Annotated in this window: 13 protein-coding genes; 8 read left to right on the forward strand and 5 right to left on the reverse strand. The window is 37.9% G+C overall.

What is annotated here, in order from left to right; genetic code table 11:
• Positions 1-13 precede the first annotated feature (13 nt).
• Entirely contained in the window at positions 14-2,407 is a 2,394-nt protein-coding gene (locus IEV91_RS16825; RefSeq protein ID WP_188498594.1) for a glycoside hydrolase family 95 protein, read from the forward strand.
• A 139-nt stretch (positions 2,408-2,546) separates the two neighbouring features.
• Positions 2,547-4,832 (forward strand): glycoside hydrolase family 95 protein, encoded by a 2,286-nt coding sequence (locus IEV91_RS16830; RefSeq protein ID WP_188498595.1) that lies wholly within the window; start codon positions 2,547-2,549, stop codon positions 4,830-4,832.
• 441 nt (positions 4,833-5,273) lie between these two features.
• Here the strand turns inward: IEV91_RS16830 and IEV91_RS21990 are convergent, their stop codons facing one another.
• The 4 genes from IEV91_RS21990 to IEV91_RS16850 all read right to left on the reverse strand — a co-directional run bounded on the left by IEV91_RS21990 (position 5,274) and on the right by IEV91_RS16850 (position 10,317).
• Entirely contained in the window at positions 5,274-5,582 is a 309-nt protein-coding gene (locus IEV91_RS21990) for a helix-turn-helix transcriptional regulator (RefSeq protein WP_308420044.1), read from the reverse strand.
• Positions 5,583-5,834: 252 nt separating this feature from the next.
• Positions 5,835-6,680: a class A beta-lactamase gene (gene bla, locus IEV91_RS16840; RefSeq protein WP_188498609.1), complete on the reverse strand. Its 846-nt coding sequence runs from the start codon at positions 6,678-6,680 to the stop codon at positions 5,835-5,837.
• 320 nt (positions 6,681-7,000) lie between these two features.
• Complete coding sequence (locus IEV91_RS16845) at positions 7,001-8,476, reverse strand: response regulator transcription factor (protein WP_188498597.1); 1,476 nt, start codon at positions 8,474-8,476, stop codon at positions 7,001-7,003.
• A complete protein-coding gene (locus IEV91_RS16850; protein ID WP_229745628.1) occupies positions 8,464-10,317 on the reverse strand; it encodes a cache domain-containing sensor histidine kinase in 1,854 nt (617 codons plus the stop codon). Before IEV91_RS16850 ends, IEV91_RS16845 begins: the two co-directional genes overlap by 13 nt.
• A 135-nt stretch (positions 10,318-10,452) precedes the next feature.
• Between IEV91_RS16850 and IEV91_RS16855 the strand changes: the two genes are divergently transcribed.
• The 6 genes from IEV91_RS16855 to IEV91_RS16880 all read left to right on the forward strand — a co-directional run bounded on the left by IEV91_RS16855 (position 10,453) and on the right by IEV91_RS16880 (position 17,777).
• Positions 10,453-11,739, forward strand: a complete 1,287-nt coding sequence (locus IEV91_RS16855; RefSeq protein ID WP_188498598.1) for an ABC transporter substrate-binding protein — start codon at positions 10,453-10,455, stop codon at positions 11,737-11,739.
• A 140-nt stretch (positions 11,740-11,879) separates the two neighbouring features.
• On the forward strand, positions 11,880-12,776 hold the full coding sequence (locus IEV91_RS16860) for a carbohydrate ABC transporter permease (RefSeq protein ID WP_188498599.1): 897 nt from the start codon (positions 11,880-11,882) through the stop codon (positions 12,774-12,776).
• A 12-nt stretch (positions 12,777-12,788) separates the two neighbouring features.
• Positions 12,789-13,622: a carbohydrate ABC transporter permease gene (locus tag IEV91_RS16865; RefSeq protein ID WP_188498600.1), complete on the forward strand. Its 834-nt coding sequence runs from the start codon at positions 12,789-12,791 to the stop codon at positions 13,620-13,622.
• Between the two features lie 105 nt (positions 13,623-13,727).
• The gene (locus IEV91_RS16870) at positions 13,728-15,314 is read left to right on the forward strand and encodes an alpha-amylase family protein (RefSeq protein WP_188498601.1); all 1,587 of its coding nucleotides are present in this window, start codon (positions 13,728-13,730) and stop codon (positions 15,312-15,314) included.
• A 1,094-nt stretch (positions 15,315-16,408) separates the two neighbouring features.
• Positions 16,409-17,014, forward strand: coding sequence for a pyroglutamyl-peptidase I (locus tag IEV91_RS16875; protein ID WP_188498602.1), 606 nt, complete (start codon positions 16,409-16,411; stop codon positions 17,012-17,014).
• 343 nt (positions 17,015-17,357) lie between these two features.
• Entirely contained in the window at positions 17,358-17,777 is a 420-nt protein-coding gene (locus IEV91_RS16880; protein WP_188498603.1) for a MaoC family dehydratase, read from the forward strand.
• 135 nt (positions 17,778-17,912) lie between these two features.
• Here IEV91_RS16880 and IEV91_RS16885 read toward each other — a convergent pair whose 3' ends face one another.
• The gene (locus IEV91_RS16885) at positions 17,913-19,070 is read right to left on the reverse strand and encodes an SEC-C metal-binding domain-containing protein (RefSeq protein WP_188498604.1); all 1,158 of its coding nucleotides are present in this window, start codon (positions 19,068-19,070) and stop codon (positions 17,913-17,915) included.
• Positions 19,071-19,942 lie beyond the last annotated feature (872 nt).

Consider the following 19,942-nt stretch of genomic DNA (forward strand, 5'->3'; position numbering starts at 1 on the left):
GGAATCACTATCTATGAGATTGCACTATGAAAGACCAGCTCATGTTTGGACGGAAGCTTTGCCAATTGGGAATGGCCGATTGGGTGCTATGCATTTTGGAGGTGTGGAATCGGAATTTATTCAACTTAACGAGGATACATTATGGTCCGGGGCTCCAAAGGATTGGAATAATCCAGAGGCAAAGGAAGTATTGATTGAAGTACGACAATTGCTGCTTGCTGGTCGCTATGTTGAAGCAGAACAACTTTGTAAAAAAATGATGGGTCCTTATACTCAAACGTATTTGCCATTTGGTGATTTACATGTTCATTTTGAACACGGTGATGAGGCAGCAGACTATCAGCGTAGTCTTGACCTCAATCAAGGGATATCCCGAGTCGAATACACTATTGGTGATGTCATCTATACTCGCAACATGTTTGCTTCTTTTCCGGATCAGGTGATCGTATTACACCTTAAAGCAAGTCAGCCGGGGATGTTAACCTTCCATGCTAAGTTGGATAGCCCGTTGCGTTATTTTACTCAGGCTGAGGATAATCAGTTTATAATAACGGGGAAGGCTCCTGACAATGTAGATCCTAATTACTTTAAGAGTAACGTCCCTATTGAGTATATGGATCCCAAATTTACTGAGGCAATGTCCTTTGTTGGTCGTATTCACGCAAGAGTTGATGATGATGGTGATGTGTTTGTCAATCAAGATGGGCTACATATTTATGGCGCATCCAAGGCGACCCTCTGTCTTAGTGCCGCAACCAGCTTTAACGGCTTCAAACGTTCTCCGAACCGTGACGGAAAAAATCCATTAGCAATTTCGGCATTTCATTTACAGAAGGCACTAGACTATTCTTTTAAGGAATTGAGAAAGCGTCATGTTGCAGATTATCAAAGCCTCTTCAATCGCACAACATTACATCTAGGAGAATCTATTACATCGGACGATGTGGCGACAGATAGGCGTATTGTTGAATATGGCGCCAGCGATCCAGAATTGGTTGAACTGTTATTTCAATATGGCCGTTATCTCCTCATCGCCAGCTCTCGCCCTGGCACGCAGGCTGCCAACTTACAAGGGATATGGAATAAAGAGACTCGACCTCCATGGAGCAGTAACTGGACATTGAACATCAATGTGGAAATGAATTATTGGCCAGCTGAGACGTGCAATCTGCCAGAATGTCATGAGCCGTTTTTAGATATGGTTGAACATTTGGCAGAGAACGGCAAGGATACTGCTCGTGTGAATTATGGCGCGAATGGCTGGACTGCCCACCATAATACGGATATATGGTGTCAGACAACGCCGGTAGGGAATTATGGACACGGTGATCCGGTTTGGGCAAATTGGCCCATGGCAGGTGCTTGGATGTCGCAACACCTTTGGGAACATTATGCCTTCAGCAAGGATGAGGTTTTTCTTCGAGACAGGGCTTATCCGGTGATGAAGGGGGCTGCCAGCTTTTTCCTAGACTGGTTATTTGAAGATGAAGAAGGACGTTTGATCACAGCTCCATCGACTTCACCCGAACATAAGTTCATGTTAAAAAATGGAGAGCTCTCCGGAGTTGGCGTGGCGTCAACGTTGGATCTGGCGTTGATTTGGGACTTGTTTACGAATTGTATTGACGCCTCGAAAGTTTTAGAAGTCGATCAAAATTTCGCAAAAAAACTTTCTGAGGCTCTTAGTCGACTTTTTCCGATGCAGATAGGAAAGCACGGACAACTGCAAGAATGGATTCACGATTTTAAAGATGAGGATGTGAATCATCGTCACGTCTCCCATTTGTTTAGTGTGTATCCTGGCAGGCAGTTATCAAAACAGGAGACGCCTCAGTTATTAGAGGCGGCCAAACAAGCACTCATTCGCCGTGGCGACGAGGGTACAGGTTGGAGCCTAAGCTGGAAGGTTGGGTTGTGGGCCCGATTCCATGAAGGTGATAGGGCTCTAAAATTGATCACCAGTCTACTCAGAATATCAGAAAATAAAGAGTATAATGTAGGTGCTCAAGGTGGTGTTTATCCAAACCTTTTCACTGCCTGTCCACCCTTTCAAATTGATGGAAATTTTGGTGTAACTGCTGGAATAGCGGAATTATTCGTGCAGTCTCATCACGGATATATTGATCTATTGCCAGCCCTTCCAAAGGCATGGCGTAGCGGTTGTGTCAAAGGCCTAAGAGCCAGAGGTGGTTTCGAAGTGGATATTCAATGGGAAAACGGAGAATTGGTTAAGGCGAAGATTAGATCATTGAGTGGAAGTATTTGCAAGGTTAAAACGGAAAGATCCGTAAAACTTACAAGTAATCATGATAATTACAGTCAATCTATTTCAATGAAAGAAGGAATTATGAGTTTTCCTACCATGGTTAATAAAGAATACTCCTTAAAGGCAAATATTAAAGGCTAAACATTGTTATCTGAATTTTATAAAATTAATTTTTGAAATAACCTAAGGAAAATTATTTTTAAATTATCCAACTAGGAGTTCAAACGGGGATATTAAGAAAGTCCAATGCATCTATTTTATCTCGAAGGAGGAAACGGACGTGGGCAATAGTACTATTTGGTTTAAGAGTTCTGCAGAAGAATGGAACGAGGGGTTGCCGATTGGTAATGGACGTTTAGGGGCGATGGTTTTTGGACAAACCCAACAAGAGCATATTCAACTTAATGAGGATTCAGTTTGGTACGGCGGTTCAAGAGACCGTAATAATCCAGATGCTTTGGAGTATTTACCAAAGGTGAGGGGATTACTCAAAAATGGACAGCTAAAAGAGGCGCAGAAATTAGCATTGATGGCTCTTTCAGGTACGCCTGAAACGCAAAGGCATTATATGAGTTTGGGGGATCTTTTTTTAGATTTCAACCATGAAAGGGTTGTGAACTACAGACGTGAACTCGATCTGGAAATCGGGATTGTATCCGTTACATACACATGTGAGGGTATTCAATATCATAGAGAAGTATTTTCAAGCCATCCTGCGAACGTTATTGTTATACGGCTCACGGCTGATCAGTCAGCGTCTATTTCCTTTTCAACTCGGTTAACTAGAGATCAAGGCCATCTTATGGAAGAGGTAAAAGCATTAAGCGGTCATCGTATTGTGATGAGAGGGAATTGTGGCGGGGAAGGTGGTTCTGATTTCCGAGCGGTTCTATCGGTAAGTTGTGAAGGAGGTACCATTCAAACTATTGGTGGAAATTTACTTGTGAATAATGCGGACGCCGCCACACTGTTAATAGCTGCTGAAACAAGTTTTTACCATGATGATCCAGAAGCTGCCTGTCTCAAGATTCTTGATGCTGTCGAAAAAGAGAATTTTACTTTTTTAAAAAATAGTCACATAAAGGATTATTCCTATTTCTTTAATCGAGTCAATCTGGAATTAATCGATGACAGCAATGGTAAGAATGAAAGCTTGCCTACCGATGAACGGTTAAGAAGATTGCAGGACGGACACGAAGATCATAGTCTAATCGCTTTGTATTTTCAATTTGGAAGATATTTGTTGATTTCAAGCAGTCGGCCAGGATCCCTCCCCGCTAATTTACAGGGGATATGGAATGACAAAATGCGGCCCCCATGGGACAGCAAGTACACCATTAATATTAATACTGAAATGAATTATTGGCCTGCGGAAGTGTGCAATCTAGCAGAATGTCACGAGCCTTTGTTTGATCTGATTGAAAGAATGAGGGAAAATGGGCGACATACTGCCAAAGTTATGTACGGAGCTCGTGGTTTTGTTGCTCATCACAATACGGATATTTGGGCCGACACAGCACCTCAGGATCTTTATCCTCCGGCAACTTTCTGGCCTATGGGGGCGGCTTGGCTTTGCTTGCACTTATGGGAACACTATCAATTTAATGGTGAAAAAGGTTACCTAGAAAAAAGCTATGAAACCATTAAAGAGGCCGTTGAGTTTTTCTTGGATCACTTAATAGAAACTGAGGACGGTTATCTTGTAACGTCCCCCTCATCCTCACCCGAGAACACATATGTATTATCAAACGGAGAGTCAGGGACATTGTGCATAGCTCCTTCTATGGACAGTCAAATTCTTTATGCGCTTTTTAAATGTTGTCTAGAGATAAGTGAAATTCTATCTATTGATCACACTTTTAGGGAACATTTACGCAATGCCCTTGACCACATCCCGCGACCCCAAATTGGGAAATACGGACAAATTCAAGAGTGGTTGGAAGATTACGAGGAGAAAGAACCTGGGCATCGTCATATTTCTCATCTATTTGCTCTATACCCGGGTGATCAAATCACGGCCCGACAAACTCCGGAACTGGCTAAGGCTGCAAGAAAGACGTTAGAACGACGTTTATCTCACGGTGGGGGACATACAGGATGGAGCCGTGCGTGGATCATTAATATGTGGGCGCGCTTAGAAGACGGGGAACTCGCTTACTTAAACCTATTGGAATTGCTTAGACGATCTACCTTGCCTAATTTATTTGATAATCATCCACCATTTCAAATTGATGGAAATTTCGGGGGGGCAGCCGGAATCGCCGAAATGTTGATACAGAGTCATAATGGGGAGATTTATCTACTTCCAGCCTTACCGAAATCGTGGAAAAATGGGAGTTTTCGCGGCTTACGAGCGAGAGGTGGTTTCGAGGTTAATATTCAATGGCGGGATAGAAAGGTTATCATGGCAACGATTAAATCGTTGAACGGGAATAGGTGCAAGATTAGGACGGATTATGATTTAAATGTGAAAGATGGGTTAGAGGGTTTAACCAAAAATAAAGAAACCATTAGTTTTAACACTGAAGTTAATGGTATCTATACACTGAGTCGCCAACCAAATTAATATTATATTGATAAGTTAATAATTGTTTGATTCAAGGGCGGGAGTATAAGATCTTTTTATTATAATCTATTTTCTATATCAATTTAACGTGGTGATAGATGTTATTTGTCACTTTTTAAGAGTGCTGTATCTTAATAAAGTTCAAACCATTACTGTGTTTCAAACCGATGTAATCGATCCAGAAACGAATGAAATACTTGCGGGTGAAATCACACTTGATAAATATGAGGTAAAAATAGTAAAGGTTAGTTGTTAAACGATAGTGAATAACAATTAAAGAATAATATGTTTAACATCCATTCCTTTTGTGAGGGAATGGATGCTTTTTTTGATATCTTTGTTGGACAATAATTATTTCTACTCATAAGGCCATAGCTTACAATGACAACTTATTGAGTGTAAGCCACTACTCTTTTAGGAACTTTTCCCCCAGTCCCAATCTCATAAATCCAATACAAATAAATTGTAAACCCTTTCGTTGTGTTTGAGAAGATTTAAGGGTAAGATGAATTTTCCCTCTCTTTTTTTATCGTCCTCGTAAAAAAAGATATCTTTAACTATAATGTGGGATTTTTTCATTTGCAGTGCTAATGAGAGCGAAGGATTATATTTTCCTTTTTCAATTGAAATAATAGTTTGCCTTGAAACGTTAAGGACCTCAGTAAGCCGGTCCTGTGAATAACCGTGTTTCCTCCTTAAATCCTTCAAACGATTTTTCAAATAAAACGCTCTCCCTTTTTCTGAAAGCATTAAATGTAAAGGATGCTTTACATAAAGAACTCCATTAAGCGCTAGGGGATGTAAGTGCTATAGCTTAGATAATTAGGTGTGCAAGCATCTTTAAGAAAAATTTCACGATAAAAAGAGAACCACACTTCATGCTGTCACTAGCCCAAAGCTGGTTCTCGAAAGGAGTGTAATTAAGTTTGGCAATCACCAGGTCTTTGCTGAATACTAATGGCTTTCTCTGAACATCTTTCCGAAAGCAATAGTAGTTACTTTTCATTTAATAGCTTTAATAGCGATTTTAGCTGCCTCAGCGATAAGTGCATCATCATAGGCAGCATCCTGTGTATCTCGAGTGGACATGATGGACATTACAATAGGAGCTCCTTTTGGTGGCCATAAAATGGCAATGTCATTACGGGTGCCATAACTGCCGGCGCCGCTCTTATCTCCAACGACCCATCCTTTGGGTAAGCCTGCACGAATCAACGTATCCCCAGTAGTGTTTGTCTGCAACCATTGCTTGAGAAGTGCACGCTTGTGAGATGGAAGGATGTTGTGACCAATTGTAAAGGTTTGAAGATCAGTAGCAAGTGCTCTGGGTGTGCTCGTGTCTCGAATATCTCCAGGGATAGCGTCATTCAGCTCTGTCTCGAAACGATCAGCATGGGTGACATCATCACCCATCCGCTTAAGTGCGGCTTCAAGACCTTTTGGCCCACCGATTTCATTTAACAAAAGGTTTCCGGCTGTATTGTCACTGTAGCGAATAGCAGCATCACAGAGTGCCTGTAGTGTCATTCCGGTATTGACATGCTTCTCAGTAATGGGAGAATAAGCTACCAAATCATTATTGGTATAGGTGATCACCTTGTTCAGATCTTTAATTGAGTTTTGTTTCAAGATGACTCCTGCAGCGAGTGCTTTGTATGTTGAGGCGTAGGCAAAGCGTTCATCAGGTCTGTAGGCTATCGTCTGGCCTGTCCCGGTGTCAATGGCGTAGATTCCGAGTCTAGCATCATATTTTCTTTCTAAATGACGAAACTTTTGTTGACTATGTATCCTATCTTTAGCATCACCGTCTTTTGCATGCGCTTTTGTCAGAGGTGAAAGGGCTGACATAAAGGTGAAGACTAAAATGCCTAAGGTAAATAATAATAATCTACTGAAGCTCCTTTTGTAAGACTTTGATCTCACGTTTATCCCTCCCAAAGCAAATAGAGTTATAAGTGGATCTAAGTCTCTCCTTTCAGGGGAAACTTAGATCTACAAATATTTCGAAAATATGCTCGCTAATCTGTCGTGTAGATATGAAATTTTTAGCTTTAGGGATAAAGACTGTGACTTATCATTGTTCTTTATTACGACTATATAAGGAGAGGTGCATAATATGTCTATGTTCATGTCCCAAGGCTTTTTATATATGAAATGGGGTCTACCCTTTAAATGGAACTTGGTGAAACACCGGTAATTTTCTTGAAAACTTTAGAAAAATATCGGCTATCGGAATAGCCCAATTGAAAGGATAGATCGGTAATTTTCACTTGATTATTTTTCTTAAGGATTTCAACAGCCTGTTCCACTCTTAACTTATTAAGATATTGATTAAAGGACATTCCAGTCTTTTGCTTAATGAGCTGACCAAGGTAAATATTATTATAATGGAACCTTTTACTTATTATGGTCAGTGTTAACTGTTGAGTGTAGTTTCGTTTAATATATTTAAGGATTTCTTCAGTAATATCCACTGGTTTGAGCTGTTCATTATTAATATTCTTAATTAATTCAAAAAAACGCTCAAGTGAATCAAATGCTAATGGTGATAATATATTAGATGCCATTAGTTTGGACAGGTCTGTAAGAGAAGGAATATACTCGGAATAAATTTGCAATGTAGTTCTGATGAAAGATTCAAAGCCAGTGAGTTCAGGGTTTTTGTGAAGGTAGCTATTTAGTTTATTCATTAAAAGCTGTGAAGCTCCGCTATAATCAGAAAGGGCAAGGTGTGTTCTTAATGTTTGTTGTATATCCATGGTAAGAACTTGGGTACTATCATTATTAGATTCCTCGGAAAAGACGCTGTCGAATATTTGGCTATATAAATGTGTTAGAGAAGTAATAAACTCTTTCCCCATTTGATTAGGGTTATTAAAGGTATGACTTAATAAATAGTGAGGACTTAAAATACCATCCCATTTAAAAAGTTTATGAACAAAATTAGTAACATCTTCTGCTAACCTTGATTCGGGCGGACAAAGAACTGCTACTAAGGTTTTAACGGGAGCTAATACTTGAATTTCACAGGGCCATTTTTTATTCAAAATTTTTTTGTAATCTAATAGCTTTTCTACATCAATTTCATGAAACTGATGCTCATTATTAAACGGTATTTGAAATAGGATCCATCTCCCTTGTGATGGGGAGGATAGATTCTGAAAGTGGTAACTGTTGATTAAGTATAATAAGCAGTCATTAAAAGCTCTTATGTGTTCTCTTTGTTCAAGGGTTTTAGCGAAATTACTTATATGGTTAAGTTCCTCAGTTTGACGGAGATTGTTGATCGCTTTGTTAAGGCCTTTTAGTAGTTCTTCATCTTGGATCGGCTTGAAGAGATAACTAATAACATCAAATTCAATGGCTTTCTTTAAATACATATAGTCGTTGTATCCAGACACAATGATAATTTGTGAGTGTATATGACGTGATCGTAATTGTTCAATAAGTGATAACCCATCTTTTAGTGGCATCCGTATATCTGTAATAATAATATCGGGTGATACTTCAGAAAGCTTTTCTATTACTTCCTTACCATTATTGCATATTCCACCTAGTTCAAGTCCAAGTTCTTTCCAAGGAATACGTCTCAATAATGCTTGACATATGATGGGATTGTCGTCAGCAATGATCACTTTATACATGAAGTTTCATCCTCTTCAACTTTTTTTGGAACAGTTAAGACCACAGTTGTGCCTTTTCCTAAAGTAGAATGTATTTTAATAGAATATAGAGATCCATAATAATCGTTCAAACGTGCGTGTACTTGACGAAGGCCAATACCAATACGGTCTTTAGAGACAAAAGAAAGATTATTCACCATTTGTTTTAAGCGATTATTTAACCCGTTTAATTGGTTTGAATACATGCCTTTTCCATTATCGCTTATTTTAATGATTACAAATTCATCAGCCTTTTTAGAACTAATGAGTATTTGAGGAGGTATTACTGGATCTAAATCAAAGGCGTGTTTAAAACAATTTTCTAGAATGGGTTGAATCGTCATTTTGGGTATAAGTTGTTTTAAGGTTACTGCATCAAGGTCGTAATTAATATGAATATTATGGAAGGAAACACAATTTTTTGTGATAAAGACATAATCCTTAGTATGTTCAATTTCGGAATTAAGAGAGACGATATCTTGCCCGTGTAAATTATAGGCTAGCATTGCCCCTAATTTTTGACACATAACACTTGCGGATTCTGAGCCATCGATAATAGCTTGACTTGAAATAGTCTCCAACACATTGTAAAGAAAATGAGGATCCGTCTTTTGGTAAAGAGCATTCAATTCAGCTCGTGTTTTCAAAAGATTGGTTTCATAGTTAACTTTAATCATATGTCTCAAACCCTGCCCTAACATGTTAAATGAATGAAACAAATCATTTAGCTCAACGATGTTCCCCTTATATTTTGCCGTGACATTAAGATTTCCTTCGTTTACTTCCTTCATATTTTTCATTAAGGAAAAAATAGGTCTTGTAAATCGTCGAGTAGATAATAAAGAAATAATAAAAATACAAATTAAGTAAAATAATAATGTGATTAAACTGATAATTACAATTTGACCGATGCCGCCGGAAAAGAAGTGGTTACGTGTGTAGCTCGTTATTGTTATACCTGTCTCTTGTGAGGTCTGACGATTCAAAATAGCACTATCTTGAACATCTTTAGTTGGATTTTTTATATTTGTATAGAGCAATGTGTTTGTTCGATCATAAATTTTAATTGGGATCTTGGGTTCTGACTTCGCAATAATATTTCTAATGGTGGGATATGTGACATCCATAATTATAAATGCGATGGGTTTATCCGTATTATCTGTAATCGCTCTAATGATTGAAATAGCATTTGAAGAAGAAAGATAATAATCACGTTGATTGTTAAAGATAATATGGCTAATTTTCGTGTTGCTTAGCACCTTTTGGTACCAATTTGCTTCTTTTGGAACAAATGAATTATTGATCATCTGGTTTGTAGAATTAATGGGTAAATGCCCATCCCTTCCAATAACACAAAATTGTATCCCCTCCTGAAATAGTGTCAAATTTGAGATAGTTTTCTTCACATTACGAAAAGCAACTTCTGTTTTTGCAGAATCATAATCAGGCAGTGCATAGTGAAGTGTAAGCGGAACTATGAAATTAGAGTCGGTAGCCACAGTATCCTCTGTGAGTTGTATGGATTGGAAAAACTCATCGAGTCTATCATTGATTAAACGGATGGCCTCATTATCTTGTTTGATGATTTCATTTCTCGAATAGTGATATAACATGATTAGGAATGGAATTGTTACAACTAATACAGAACAAATAATATAAGTGATGTTTCTAATGTAGAGATAACTAAACATCTTTCGTCTTGCTGTCATGGCATTCGCATCCTTTATTGTAGCAGATCCTAACAGTGGTTTCAGAAATATAAGATTTTTACACATAGGTTCTATACTTTTTCTATTTATCTTTTTAAAGCGATCTTTTAACATAATAAGCAACCTTGGAAGCCCTTACAGTATTAATATAATTCTTATTCTAAGGTTGTCAAATGGTACTAACGGGTCGCTTATCTTAAGCAATCAGCTAAAGGACCCACATTACCACTAAAAAGAGGAGGGGTTCAATTGAGAAGATTTATCAGAGTCTTTTTATTTATTACTCTAGTACTATTGGTGTTAAATGCTTGCTCGTCAGGCAGTAGTGGAACTAAGGGAAAGAGTCATTCGGATAAAAAGATTACCGTTACTGCATGGCATGGTGCTGGTGGTGAAGGGGGGAAGTTTCTTCAGAGTTTAGTCAAAGAATATAATTCGCAACAAGATAAAGTGGAAGTGAAGCTACAGTATGTATCAACGGATAACATGGTTCAGAAAATTACTGCAGCAGCTGCCGGAAATGCTCTTCCAGATATGGGGTTATTAATGTGGCCACAGTGGACTGGCCCTCTGAAGGATATCATTCAACCCTTGGATGATTTTATTAAGGAAGATCCTGATAAATGGAACGAAGATGACTTTTTAGATTCACTTCTCGATGGAAATGTACGCTTTAATGATGTAACCTACGGTTTTCCAATGGAAACGAACAATTTAGCACTCTATTATAATAAAAAACTTTTCAAAGAGGCTGGAGTTGAGCCACCGAAAACTTGGGATGATTTAGTGACTGTAGCTAAAAAGCTTACAAATCCAGCTAAAAAACAATGGGGCATTGAGCTCCCAACCGAAGGTAACGGACATATGGATTTTATATGGGACAATTTCTTATGGCAGGCCGGGGGAGAATATGCTAATGAAAAAGGTACGGATCTATTGTTCAATAACGAAGCAGGTGTAAAAGCAACTCAATTTTGGACGGACTTGATTAATAAATATAAAGTAGCCAGTATCTCACCGCCGCAAAATGGATTCCAATCAGGTAAAATTGCGATGAGTATTGACGGACCGTATGATATACCCAATCTAAAATCAGCCAAAGTAGATTTCGGCATTGTTCCATTACCTGAAGGTCCTGGTGGGAAGGCGACAAGTCTTGGCGGGACTAATAATTTGATATTTAAATCAACTTCTGAAAAGGAAAAGGCTTCATGGGATTTCTTAACATGGCTTGCTTCACCCGAAGTCACAGCAAAATTTGCTGCTGGTTATGGATCTATCCCTGTCCGGAAAAGTAGTTCTGAAGAAAAGGTTTGGCAGGATTTTATCAAAGAAAATCCAGGTGTTCAAGTTCATGTAGATGCTTATAAGTATGGAAAGATTCGTCCCTATAATCTCTCATCCTACGATCAAATCTCTCAAGTTGTAGCTTCTCACGTGCAAGCTGCTTTGTATAAGAAGGAAACACCTGAGGAAGCCATCAAAAAGGCGTATCAGGAGAGTAAACCTCTTGTTAAAAGCTGGTTAACAAATTAGTTATAAATCAATCTTTCACAAAGTGATTTTCCGAGTGTCTAGATCTGAAGTTTATTGTCTACTTAACACTTCATTTTAATGGGTCTAGGTACTTGGAATCTCCTTGTTATTAATATAGTGAAAAAGAGGTGTCTACGAGTATGGGAGGATTCAAGAAAAAATTTGGCCCAGATGCGCCGATGGCTATGATTATGCTGGCCCCAAACCTTATTTTAGCAGCTATTTTTATTGTATATGCGATTATTTATTCCTTTTACCTTAGCTTTCACAACGTTGATCTATTCGCACATACGTTTAAATTTGTAGGATTTGAAAATTATACAAAGGCTTTAATTGATCCGTTGTTTGCAAAAATGCTTAAAAATACATTTATGTTTGTATTGTTCACAGTACCATTTGGAATGGCTATCTCGCTAGTAGTTGCTGTTTTGCTCAATAATAAAATTAAAGGCCGAATGTTTATACGGGCCTCATTTTTTTTGCCAACGATTCTTCCAATTGTGGCTATTGCACAAGTATGGAATTGGATATATGAGCCATCCTATGGCCTGTTAAATTATTTTTTACAAATGATTGGGATAAGCGATCCTTCTAAACCGATTCAATGGCTTGCTTCGCCTAATACGGCTATGACAGCTGTTATTATTTTTTCAATTTGGAAATCATTTGGCTATAATATGATTCTTTATTTGGCAGCTTTACAAGGGATATCACGTCAACTTTACGAAGCAGCAGAGATAGATGGTGCCAATAGTATGAGAAAGTTTTTTCATATCACTATTCCGGGACTTAGACCTGCTACTTTCTTTGTTTTGATTACTTCCATAAATGGCTCTTTTCAGGCTTTTGACCAGATTTATGTTTTGACTCAAGGTGGGCCAATAAATTCGACTAATGTTATTGCTTATTATATTTATCAGTATGCCTTTGAGTTTTTTAATATTGGTCGAGGAGCTGCAGTAAGTATTCTTCTCTTTATACTGTTATTTGCTATAGCAATTTGGCAGTGGAGATCCTATCAAACGAAAGAAGAATAAGGAGGTCTTCAAATGAATAAGTCCTTAAAATTACTGGGTAAGACTATCATCTATATAGTCTTAATCTTTATAACGATACTTTGTTTATTACCACTATGGTGGATGATTATAACCGCTTTAAAGGCACCAGCAGAAGTTTTCTCATATCCACCCAAATTTTGGCCGAGTAAAATTCATTGGGCAAATTTTGTAACAGCATGGAATATGGCACCTTGGGGTCGATACTTTTTTAATACAGCCTTTTATACCGTATGCACGGTTGTTGGTGTCATTGTTACTTCCGTTATGAGTGGGTATGCATTTTCAAAATTAAAATTTAAAGGTAGGAATTTAGTTTTTATTTCCTATATTGGGACAATGATGGTCCCGGCTCAAGTTACCATTATTCCTGTTTATATGATTCTATCGCAATTGCATATGATTGATACTTATGCAGGGTTAATAATTCCAGGGCTAGCCAATGCCTTTGGATGTTTCTTAATGAGGCAATTCATTGCCACTATTCCCACAGAATTTGTCGAGTCTGCTTTAATAGATGGTGCTGGGCATGGAAAGATTCTTATTTCTATAATTACACCACTTGTTACTCCTGCTGTCGCCGCTTTGGGGATATTTACTTTTATGGGTTCTTGGGATAACTTCTTTTGGCCACTTGTTGTTACAAATAGTGAGAAGCTGCGGGTCTTACAGGTCGGATTAGCCTCCTTCCAAAGTCAATACGGAACCGCTGATTGGGGAGCAATGATGGCAGCAGCAACATTTGTGAGTGCCCCTATATTAATTCTTTTCTTTTTTGCTCAAAAGTATTTCATCGAAGGAATTACAATGACAGGTATAAAAGGCTAAGTATGCAGAAGCACATAAAGTAAAGAAACATTTCTTCAAGTAAGTGCACTTTCTATCTAAGGAAATAACTATTTTAATAGATCAACTAAATGAAGGAGGTAGGCAATGTCGTTTCTATCAATATGTCAGACCCCTGATAAAATCTCAGTTGAGACTGACATCAACTGGATTGATTTAGATAGGAGTAATACAAACGAATGGGACAAAAGTGGGATAGAGGTGCATGTCCCTATACAAAACAAAGAGATGAGGATTTTTTTATCCTCTCAAAGCGATGGGATTAAACGTATAATGATTCGTTGGAATAGAGCCGTCTCAAGTCAGTTACAGATACTGGGAGATCACTGGGAACGAGGATATGGAGATTTGGAATGGAGAGGAATAGTTCCTGAACGTATCTTACCTTGGTACTTCCTTACTTATGATCATACATCTACACATGGATATGGTGTCAAAACAGGTCCGAATTCTTTATGTTTTTGGCAGATAGATTCATCTGGTGTGAGTTTGTGCCTTGATGTAAGAAATGGGGGTAAGGGTGTTCAGTTAGGCCATCGTCAGTTACATGCAGCCTCAATTGTGGAGCGAAGAGGGAGGGAATCAGAGAAGCCTTTTGTAGCGGTCCAACGTTTTTGCCAACTTCTTTGTGAGAGTCCACGTTTACCTAAAGTACCTATTTATGGTGGGAATAACTGGTATTATGCATATGGAAATAGTTCCCACGATGAGATATTAGATGATACTAAATTAATTGCCTCGTTAGCGTCAAATGCAGACAATCGACCATTTATGGTGATTGATGATGGATGGCAAATTTGTCATTCTAAAGCATGTAATGGGGGGCCTTGGTTTAAAGGAAATTATAAGTTTCCTGATATGGAGAAGTTAGCAACACAAATTAAAGAAATAGGTGCACGGCCAGGCATCTGGATGAGACCTATGCTAACGACAGAAAGTATCCCTTCGTCCTGGATATTGCAGAATCAAAATAAACAACAATTTTCTTTTGATGGGCAAGTGATGGATCCGAGTGTGGAAGGAGTTTTGGAATTCATTTTTAATGATGTAAGACGGCTGTCTAATTGGGGATATGAATTGATTAAGCACGACTTTAGTACTTATGATATTTTTGGAAGATGGGGCTTTGAAATGGGGGAACAAATTACCCATGAGGGATGGTCATTCTCAAATCCTATGAAAACTACAGCTGAAATAATTTTAGAGTTATATCAAACTATTCGTGTAGCGGCGGGAGAATCATTGGTGATAGGATGTAATACCATTAGCCATTTAGCAGCCGGTATCATGGATATACAGCGGACTGGAGATGACACTAGCGGAAAGGAATGGGAAAGGACTCGGAAGTATGGAATCAACACACTAGCCTTTCGCATGCCTCAACACAAGACTTTTTATGCGGTTGATGCCGATTGCGTTGGCATAACTAAAGAGATTCCGTGGTCTCTTAACAGTAAATGGTTGGATTTATTATCGAGGAGCGGTACACCTTTGTTCATCTCTGCAGATCCAGATGCAGTAGGAAAAGAGCAAAAAAGAGCAATTAAAAATGCGTTTGAATGGGCTTCTAGACCACTAACCATTGGGGAACCGTTGGATTGGCTAAATACCACATGTCCGGTAAAATGGTCATTAAACGGAGAAAGGGCTTCTTTTGATTGGTTTAATCAATAAGTATATCGCTCTTAGCTATTGATATATAGCTTCATTTGATCCAATAATTTTCTAGCACTGTGTGTAAATGATGCATACTAAAAGGAAGATGCCTTTTGGAATATAGCTTACTAGAGAAGGTAGTCGTGAGTGGACATTTAAGATAGTACTCCACTCACTACTGTTCTTCACAACAAAGTTGTGAAGAACAGTAGTGAGGAAATAAACCGTAATCGTGAATTGGAAAGAAAATGCAGAAAAAAATGAGTTGTACGCTTCGTTTTAATTTAACTAATTGAAAATAAGTTTGCGAGGGATACTACAATATAAAGCATACACAAGCAAAAGATGCTCCATGCAAGCAGCTAGCATAAGGATAAGAGGTCAGAATACGAGTGTAATACAGGAAAAAACTAATCTCTAAATACTTTAGAAGTTATTAATTAGACTTGTAACTTCTATTTAAAAACAACATTAAGGCTAATAGATTTAAACAAATACTAAAGCTATCCTAGATTTCCCCTATTGCTAATGCAATACCAAAAAATAGTATTATTCCTAGATATAACAATAAAAGTTCGAGTTCAAAAAAATGGATGATCCAATATTTTATCTTTAACCCACTTTTTCCTCGATTTTAATAATCAAATAAATTATTTTTCTTTATGTACCAATAAGATCCAAACGTAAGGCTAATCCCTAAAAGTATAAATATTATCCCCACACCATTTTAATCTCCTTATCACACATCTTTAATGCTACAAACTTCAATTGTCTTTCGTAGGATGTCCTTTTTATAAATTAATAGTACCACAGTTATAAAAAGTTTCTCCATTGAGATTGTACCAATGTTAATGAGAGGGAGATAATGGTGTAGTCTGGAACTTATTTCTGAAGCAGCCTATGAAACGGTTTACGGAGAGCCTCTTGAGGAATGTATTAGAGCGCATCAGCTATTCGATTTCGATTTGGCTGTATTTGAAACAATTGCTGAGAGTAAATCATCTATTCAGTCTTGTGTTAAGGACGGTTTAAGGAAGTATACGAGACAGCGCCCCATAGTCATATGATATACAGTATAAAATTATATCTTCATACAAAGGGAATGATAAATTATGAAAAAGTTATTGTTAACGGGATTTGAACCCTTTCTTGATTTTCCAATTAACCCAACCAGTGACATTGTTGAGGCGCTTGATGAGAAAGAGTTGGGGGGCTATAAAATATATGGGCGAGTACTCCCTGTTGAATACAATGTGACGGGAAATCAATTAATCGAGCATTATAAAGACGTTGAACCTGATGATGTAATATCCTTAGGTCTAGCGGCAGGTAGGCATCTTATCACACCTGAACGTGTTGCAATTAATTGTAAAGGTGGTGCAAAAGATAACCGAGGGATAATTTATGAGGATGATAGAATTGATCAGGAAGGTCCGAATGCCTATTTTAGTAAATTACCTCTTCGTTCATTCTTGAATGAATTAAATGGGGCAGGATATCCAGCCGATGTTTCCAATACAGCGGGCACTTATTTATGTAATTACGTTATGTACACTATGCTTCATTATCTTTCTGAAAACAATAGCAACGTGAGGGCAGGTTTTGTGCATATTCCAGCTTCTCATGAACTGGCGCTAACAAATAGGAAATTACCAAGTTGGTCTCTCAATGATTTGCTAGAAGGAATAAAAATAATTATTCGGACACTGGAAGAATAATCGTGTTTGAATATCAGGAAATATGATTTAATAAAGGCTGGCCACTTAATTGGAATATATTCCTAATCAAGTGGCTTTCTTTATGAGCTAGAAGGATAAAGTATTATGGAATATAATTCTATTCTTGAAGCTATAGTTACCACTAGCTAGGCTTTCTCCTCCAGACTCAAGATCCCATAAACCCAATACAAATAAATTGTAAAACCTTTCACTGTTTGAGAAGATTTAAGAGTGAGCTGGTTTTTCTGAGATCTGCTTATTGGCTATACTAATACATAGGCAAATATGGACGTTGGACAAGGGCGTTTCTTACAAAATTTTACTAGAAAGAAGGATGGACGTTATGAGTAAAGTGCCACTTAAAATTGGTGATCACACAACCTTTACGAAAACGATTAGTGAATCAGATGTCTATATGTTTGTTGGCATTACTGGGGATTTTAATCGTTTTCACATTGATGAAGAGTATATGAAATCTACCAAGTTTGAGCAACGGATTGCGCCAGGCTTGCTTTCTGTTGGTTTTTCCACTGCTGCGGCAACCGCTCTGTTAAATGACTTGGACATGGGTGCTGTTTCATATGGCTACGATAAGCTCCGTTTCATTCGCCCGACCTTTATTGGAGATACAATTACTGTACAATATACGGTTAAAGACATTGATGACGAAAACCTGACGGCGATCTCCAATGTTCGAATTTATAACCAGCATGGTAAGCTATGTACATCAATTAAACATATTGTTAAATTTTTTGAGTTGTAAGAGTGAATGGGTTATTGGGTTGAAACGACGATGAGCTGTTGCTGAACTTTGTTATAGAGATAGAATTCAGCAATGACTTTTTTCTAGGTTGCTGAGAACCTCTACTGGGACAGTAAACCTGTCCCTCTGTCCCAATCAACCACAGCACTTCTTAAATTTTTTCCCACTCCCACAAGGGCAGGGGTCGTTTCTGCCAACGTTGTTCTTTTTGGCCATTTGACGGGTGAGTTCTTTTTCTCTGAGGGCTATATCGTCATCGATTTTTGTGATGTGTTGTTTCCAATCATTGAGTTTGGGATGATCGATTTGATTCATCACACAATTGGCATATAGTGATTCTTCAAGAGATAGCATGGTTTCGTCATAGCCTTTATCTATAAGGGTTTCAACTAATGGGATGGCCTTAGTCGATAGTTGTTTACACAAGGCGTCGGCCAATAAGGTTTTTATAGTGATATCATCCGTTTTATGAAATTGTCGAAGCAGGATTTCCTCTGCTCGTGGGCTTTTGATGTTTTCAAGGATTCCTATAGCAGTAAAAGCGGCGTCTCCCTTTAGAACATAGGGTTCTACTTTCTCCACGACTTCGTCTGTACCTATTTTAATTAGTGTCGTTTCTAAACTTTCTTGAAGGAAGCCATCGTCTTCTCGACTCAATAATTTTGTAAGCAGTGGGACAAGCGAATGAATTTTTAGAGCGCCTGCGAGATAGATATTGAAAAGGACATTCATTGGTAGAAAGTCATTTTCTAATTTATCTTTAATGGCGACTTCGATTTCCCAAATGTTTTTGTCGCTATATTCCTTGCGGTCAATCAGTTCATTAAAAATTCGTTTACCGTATTCAAATAAACCTTGATTATATTTTTCTTCTAGCATACTCATGACTTCGCCGGCTTCCATAAATAACTCTTCCACACTCAGTGTCTTAATGGCAGTCACCGATTTAAGGAAATCTGCTGACATATGGGATTTAAGAGAATCCTGATATTTGACAATTAAATCGGTATCAAGCTTCGCGAGTGCAAGGGTATACCATACACCATTCCCATCATTTTTTTCCAAACGATGAAGTAACTCTTTTAAAATATTCTCTGTGATTGGGATGTTTCGAACATAAGGCATAATTGAGTTTTTTACTTTATGTACAGGAAGCTTGTCCAGAGCCTCAAGGGCATAGAAGTAGGTTTGCTCAGTGCCTAAATAACTACTATGAATAGATTCCAAGGCGAATTTACGTAAGAATTTATAATCACTTAAAATATAGGGTTCAACTTTTTCCAAGAATGACACTACAGATCCTCCTTTTTTGCAAAGTTTACGAACGATTTTCACAGGATTAAGGGGTTAGGTTCTTTGCCCATTTTACTTTAGAAGCTGTGCATACTGCAACCATTACCCAGATTGTCATCATGATAGTACAAAAGGATAGCCACTCTACCTCGGCTGGATATGTGTTTACCTCTTTTTAGCTCAGTTTTGGGCAAGCCTTTTCTCCTTTCACTAGCTTGATCTCATATATTGAAGCTAAAGTCACTCGCATATAACTAGTAGAGTTTGTCTCTCTTCCCCAAACATAGGGGAGAGATAAAAAGAAAATGGATAATGTTTCACTATAAGTGAACGCCATTGATAGATCGTGCTGGTAGGTGACATAAGAGCCGAAATGTTCATCTTCTTTCAACTAGTTTTAAATAGTCCTCAACCACCACTGCGGTAACCGATAAGAGATCGTTACCCTATCATTTAGAATGAAAAACTACTATTCGAAATTTCTATGTCACGATACTGGCATCAGTATTGACTCTTTAAGTTTTTGAGGATAACATAATGTTATAACAATATTACTATGTTAATGTTTAGCAAAACAGGACCGGATTATCCTGTTATTTTAAAAGGGTGGTGACTTGTTAGTTAGTAGAGTTTTTAATTTAACCTTTAAAGACCCTAGAGGAGAAAATATAAGGATATTAGAAAGGACGTAGGGAATGCAGAGGCCAAAAAAGAAGTGGAAAATTCATGTTATTCATCATTCACACACAGATATTGGTTATACAGAAAGACAGGAAAGAATTGAACAGTTTCATGTTGATTATATAAGGCAAGCTATTGAAATTAGTAATAAATCTCGTTCGGGTGTGCGACCGGAATGGGAAGGTTTCAAG

This window comes from Pullulanibacillus pueri (assembly GCF_014639255.1).
In the GTDB taxonomy this organism is placed as follows: domain Bacteria; phylum Bacillota; class Bacilli; order Bacillales; family Sporolactobacillaceae; genus Pullulanibacillus; species Pullulanibacillus pueri.

Bases quoted from the DNA above. Each gene is read 5' to 3' on its own strand.
- IEV91_RS16825 (WP_188498594.1), top strand. From the start codon at position 14: ATGAGATTGCACTATGAAAGACCAGCTCATGTTTGGACGGAAGCTTTG.
- IEV91_RS21990 (WP_308420044.1), bottom strand. From the start codon at position 5,582: ATGCTTTCAGAAAAAGGGAGAGCGTTTTATTTGAAAAATCGTTTGAAG.
- bla (WP_188498609.1), bottom strand. From the start codon at position 6,680: ATGTCAGCCCTTTCACCTCTGACAAAAGCGCATGCAAAAGACGGTGAT.
- IEV91_RS16845 (WP_188498597.1), bottom strand. From the start codon at position 8,476: ATGTATAAAGTGATCATTGCTGACGACAATCCCATCATATGTCAAGCA.
- IEV91_RS16850 (WP_229745628.1), bottom strand. From the start codon at position 10,317: ATGTTAAAAGATCGCTTTAAAAAGATAAATAGAAAAAGTATAGAACCT.
- IEV91_RS16860 (WP_188498599.1), top strand. From the start codon at position 11,880: ATGGGAGGATTCAAGAAAAAATTTGGCCCAGATGCGCCGATGGCTATG.
- IEV91_RS16865 (WP_188498600.1), top strand. From the start codon at position 12,789: ATGAATAAGTCCTTAAAATTACTGGGTAAGACTATCATCTATATAGTC.
- IEV91_RS16870 (WP_188498601.1), top strand. From the start codon at position 13,728: ATGTCGTTTCTATCAATATGTCAGACCCCTGATAAAATCTCAGTTGAG.
- IEV91_RS16875 (WP_188498602.1), top strand. From the start codon at position 16,409: ATGAAAAAGTTATTGTTAACGGGATTTGAACCCTTTCTTGATTTTCCA.
- IEV91_RS16880 (WP_188498603.1), top strand. From the start codon at position 17,358: ATGAGTAAAGTGCCACTTAAAATTGGTGATCACACAACCTTTACGAAA.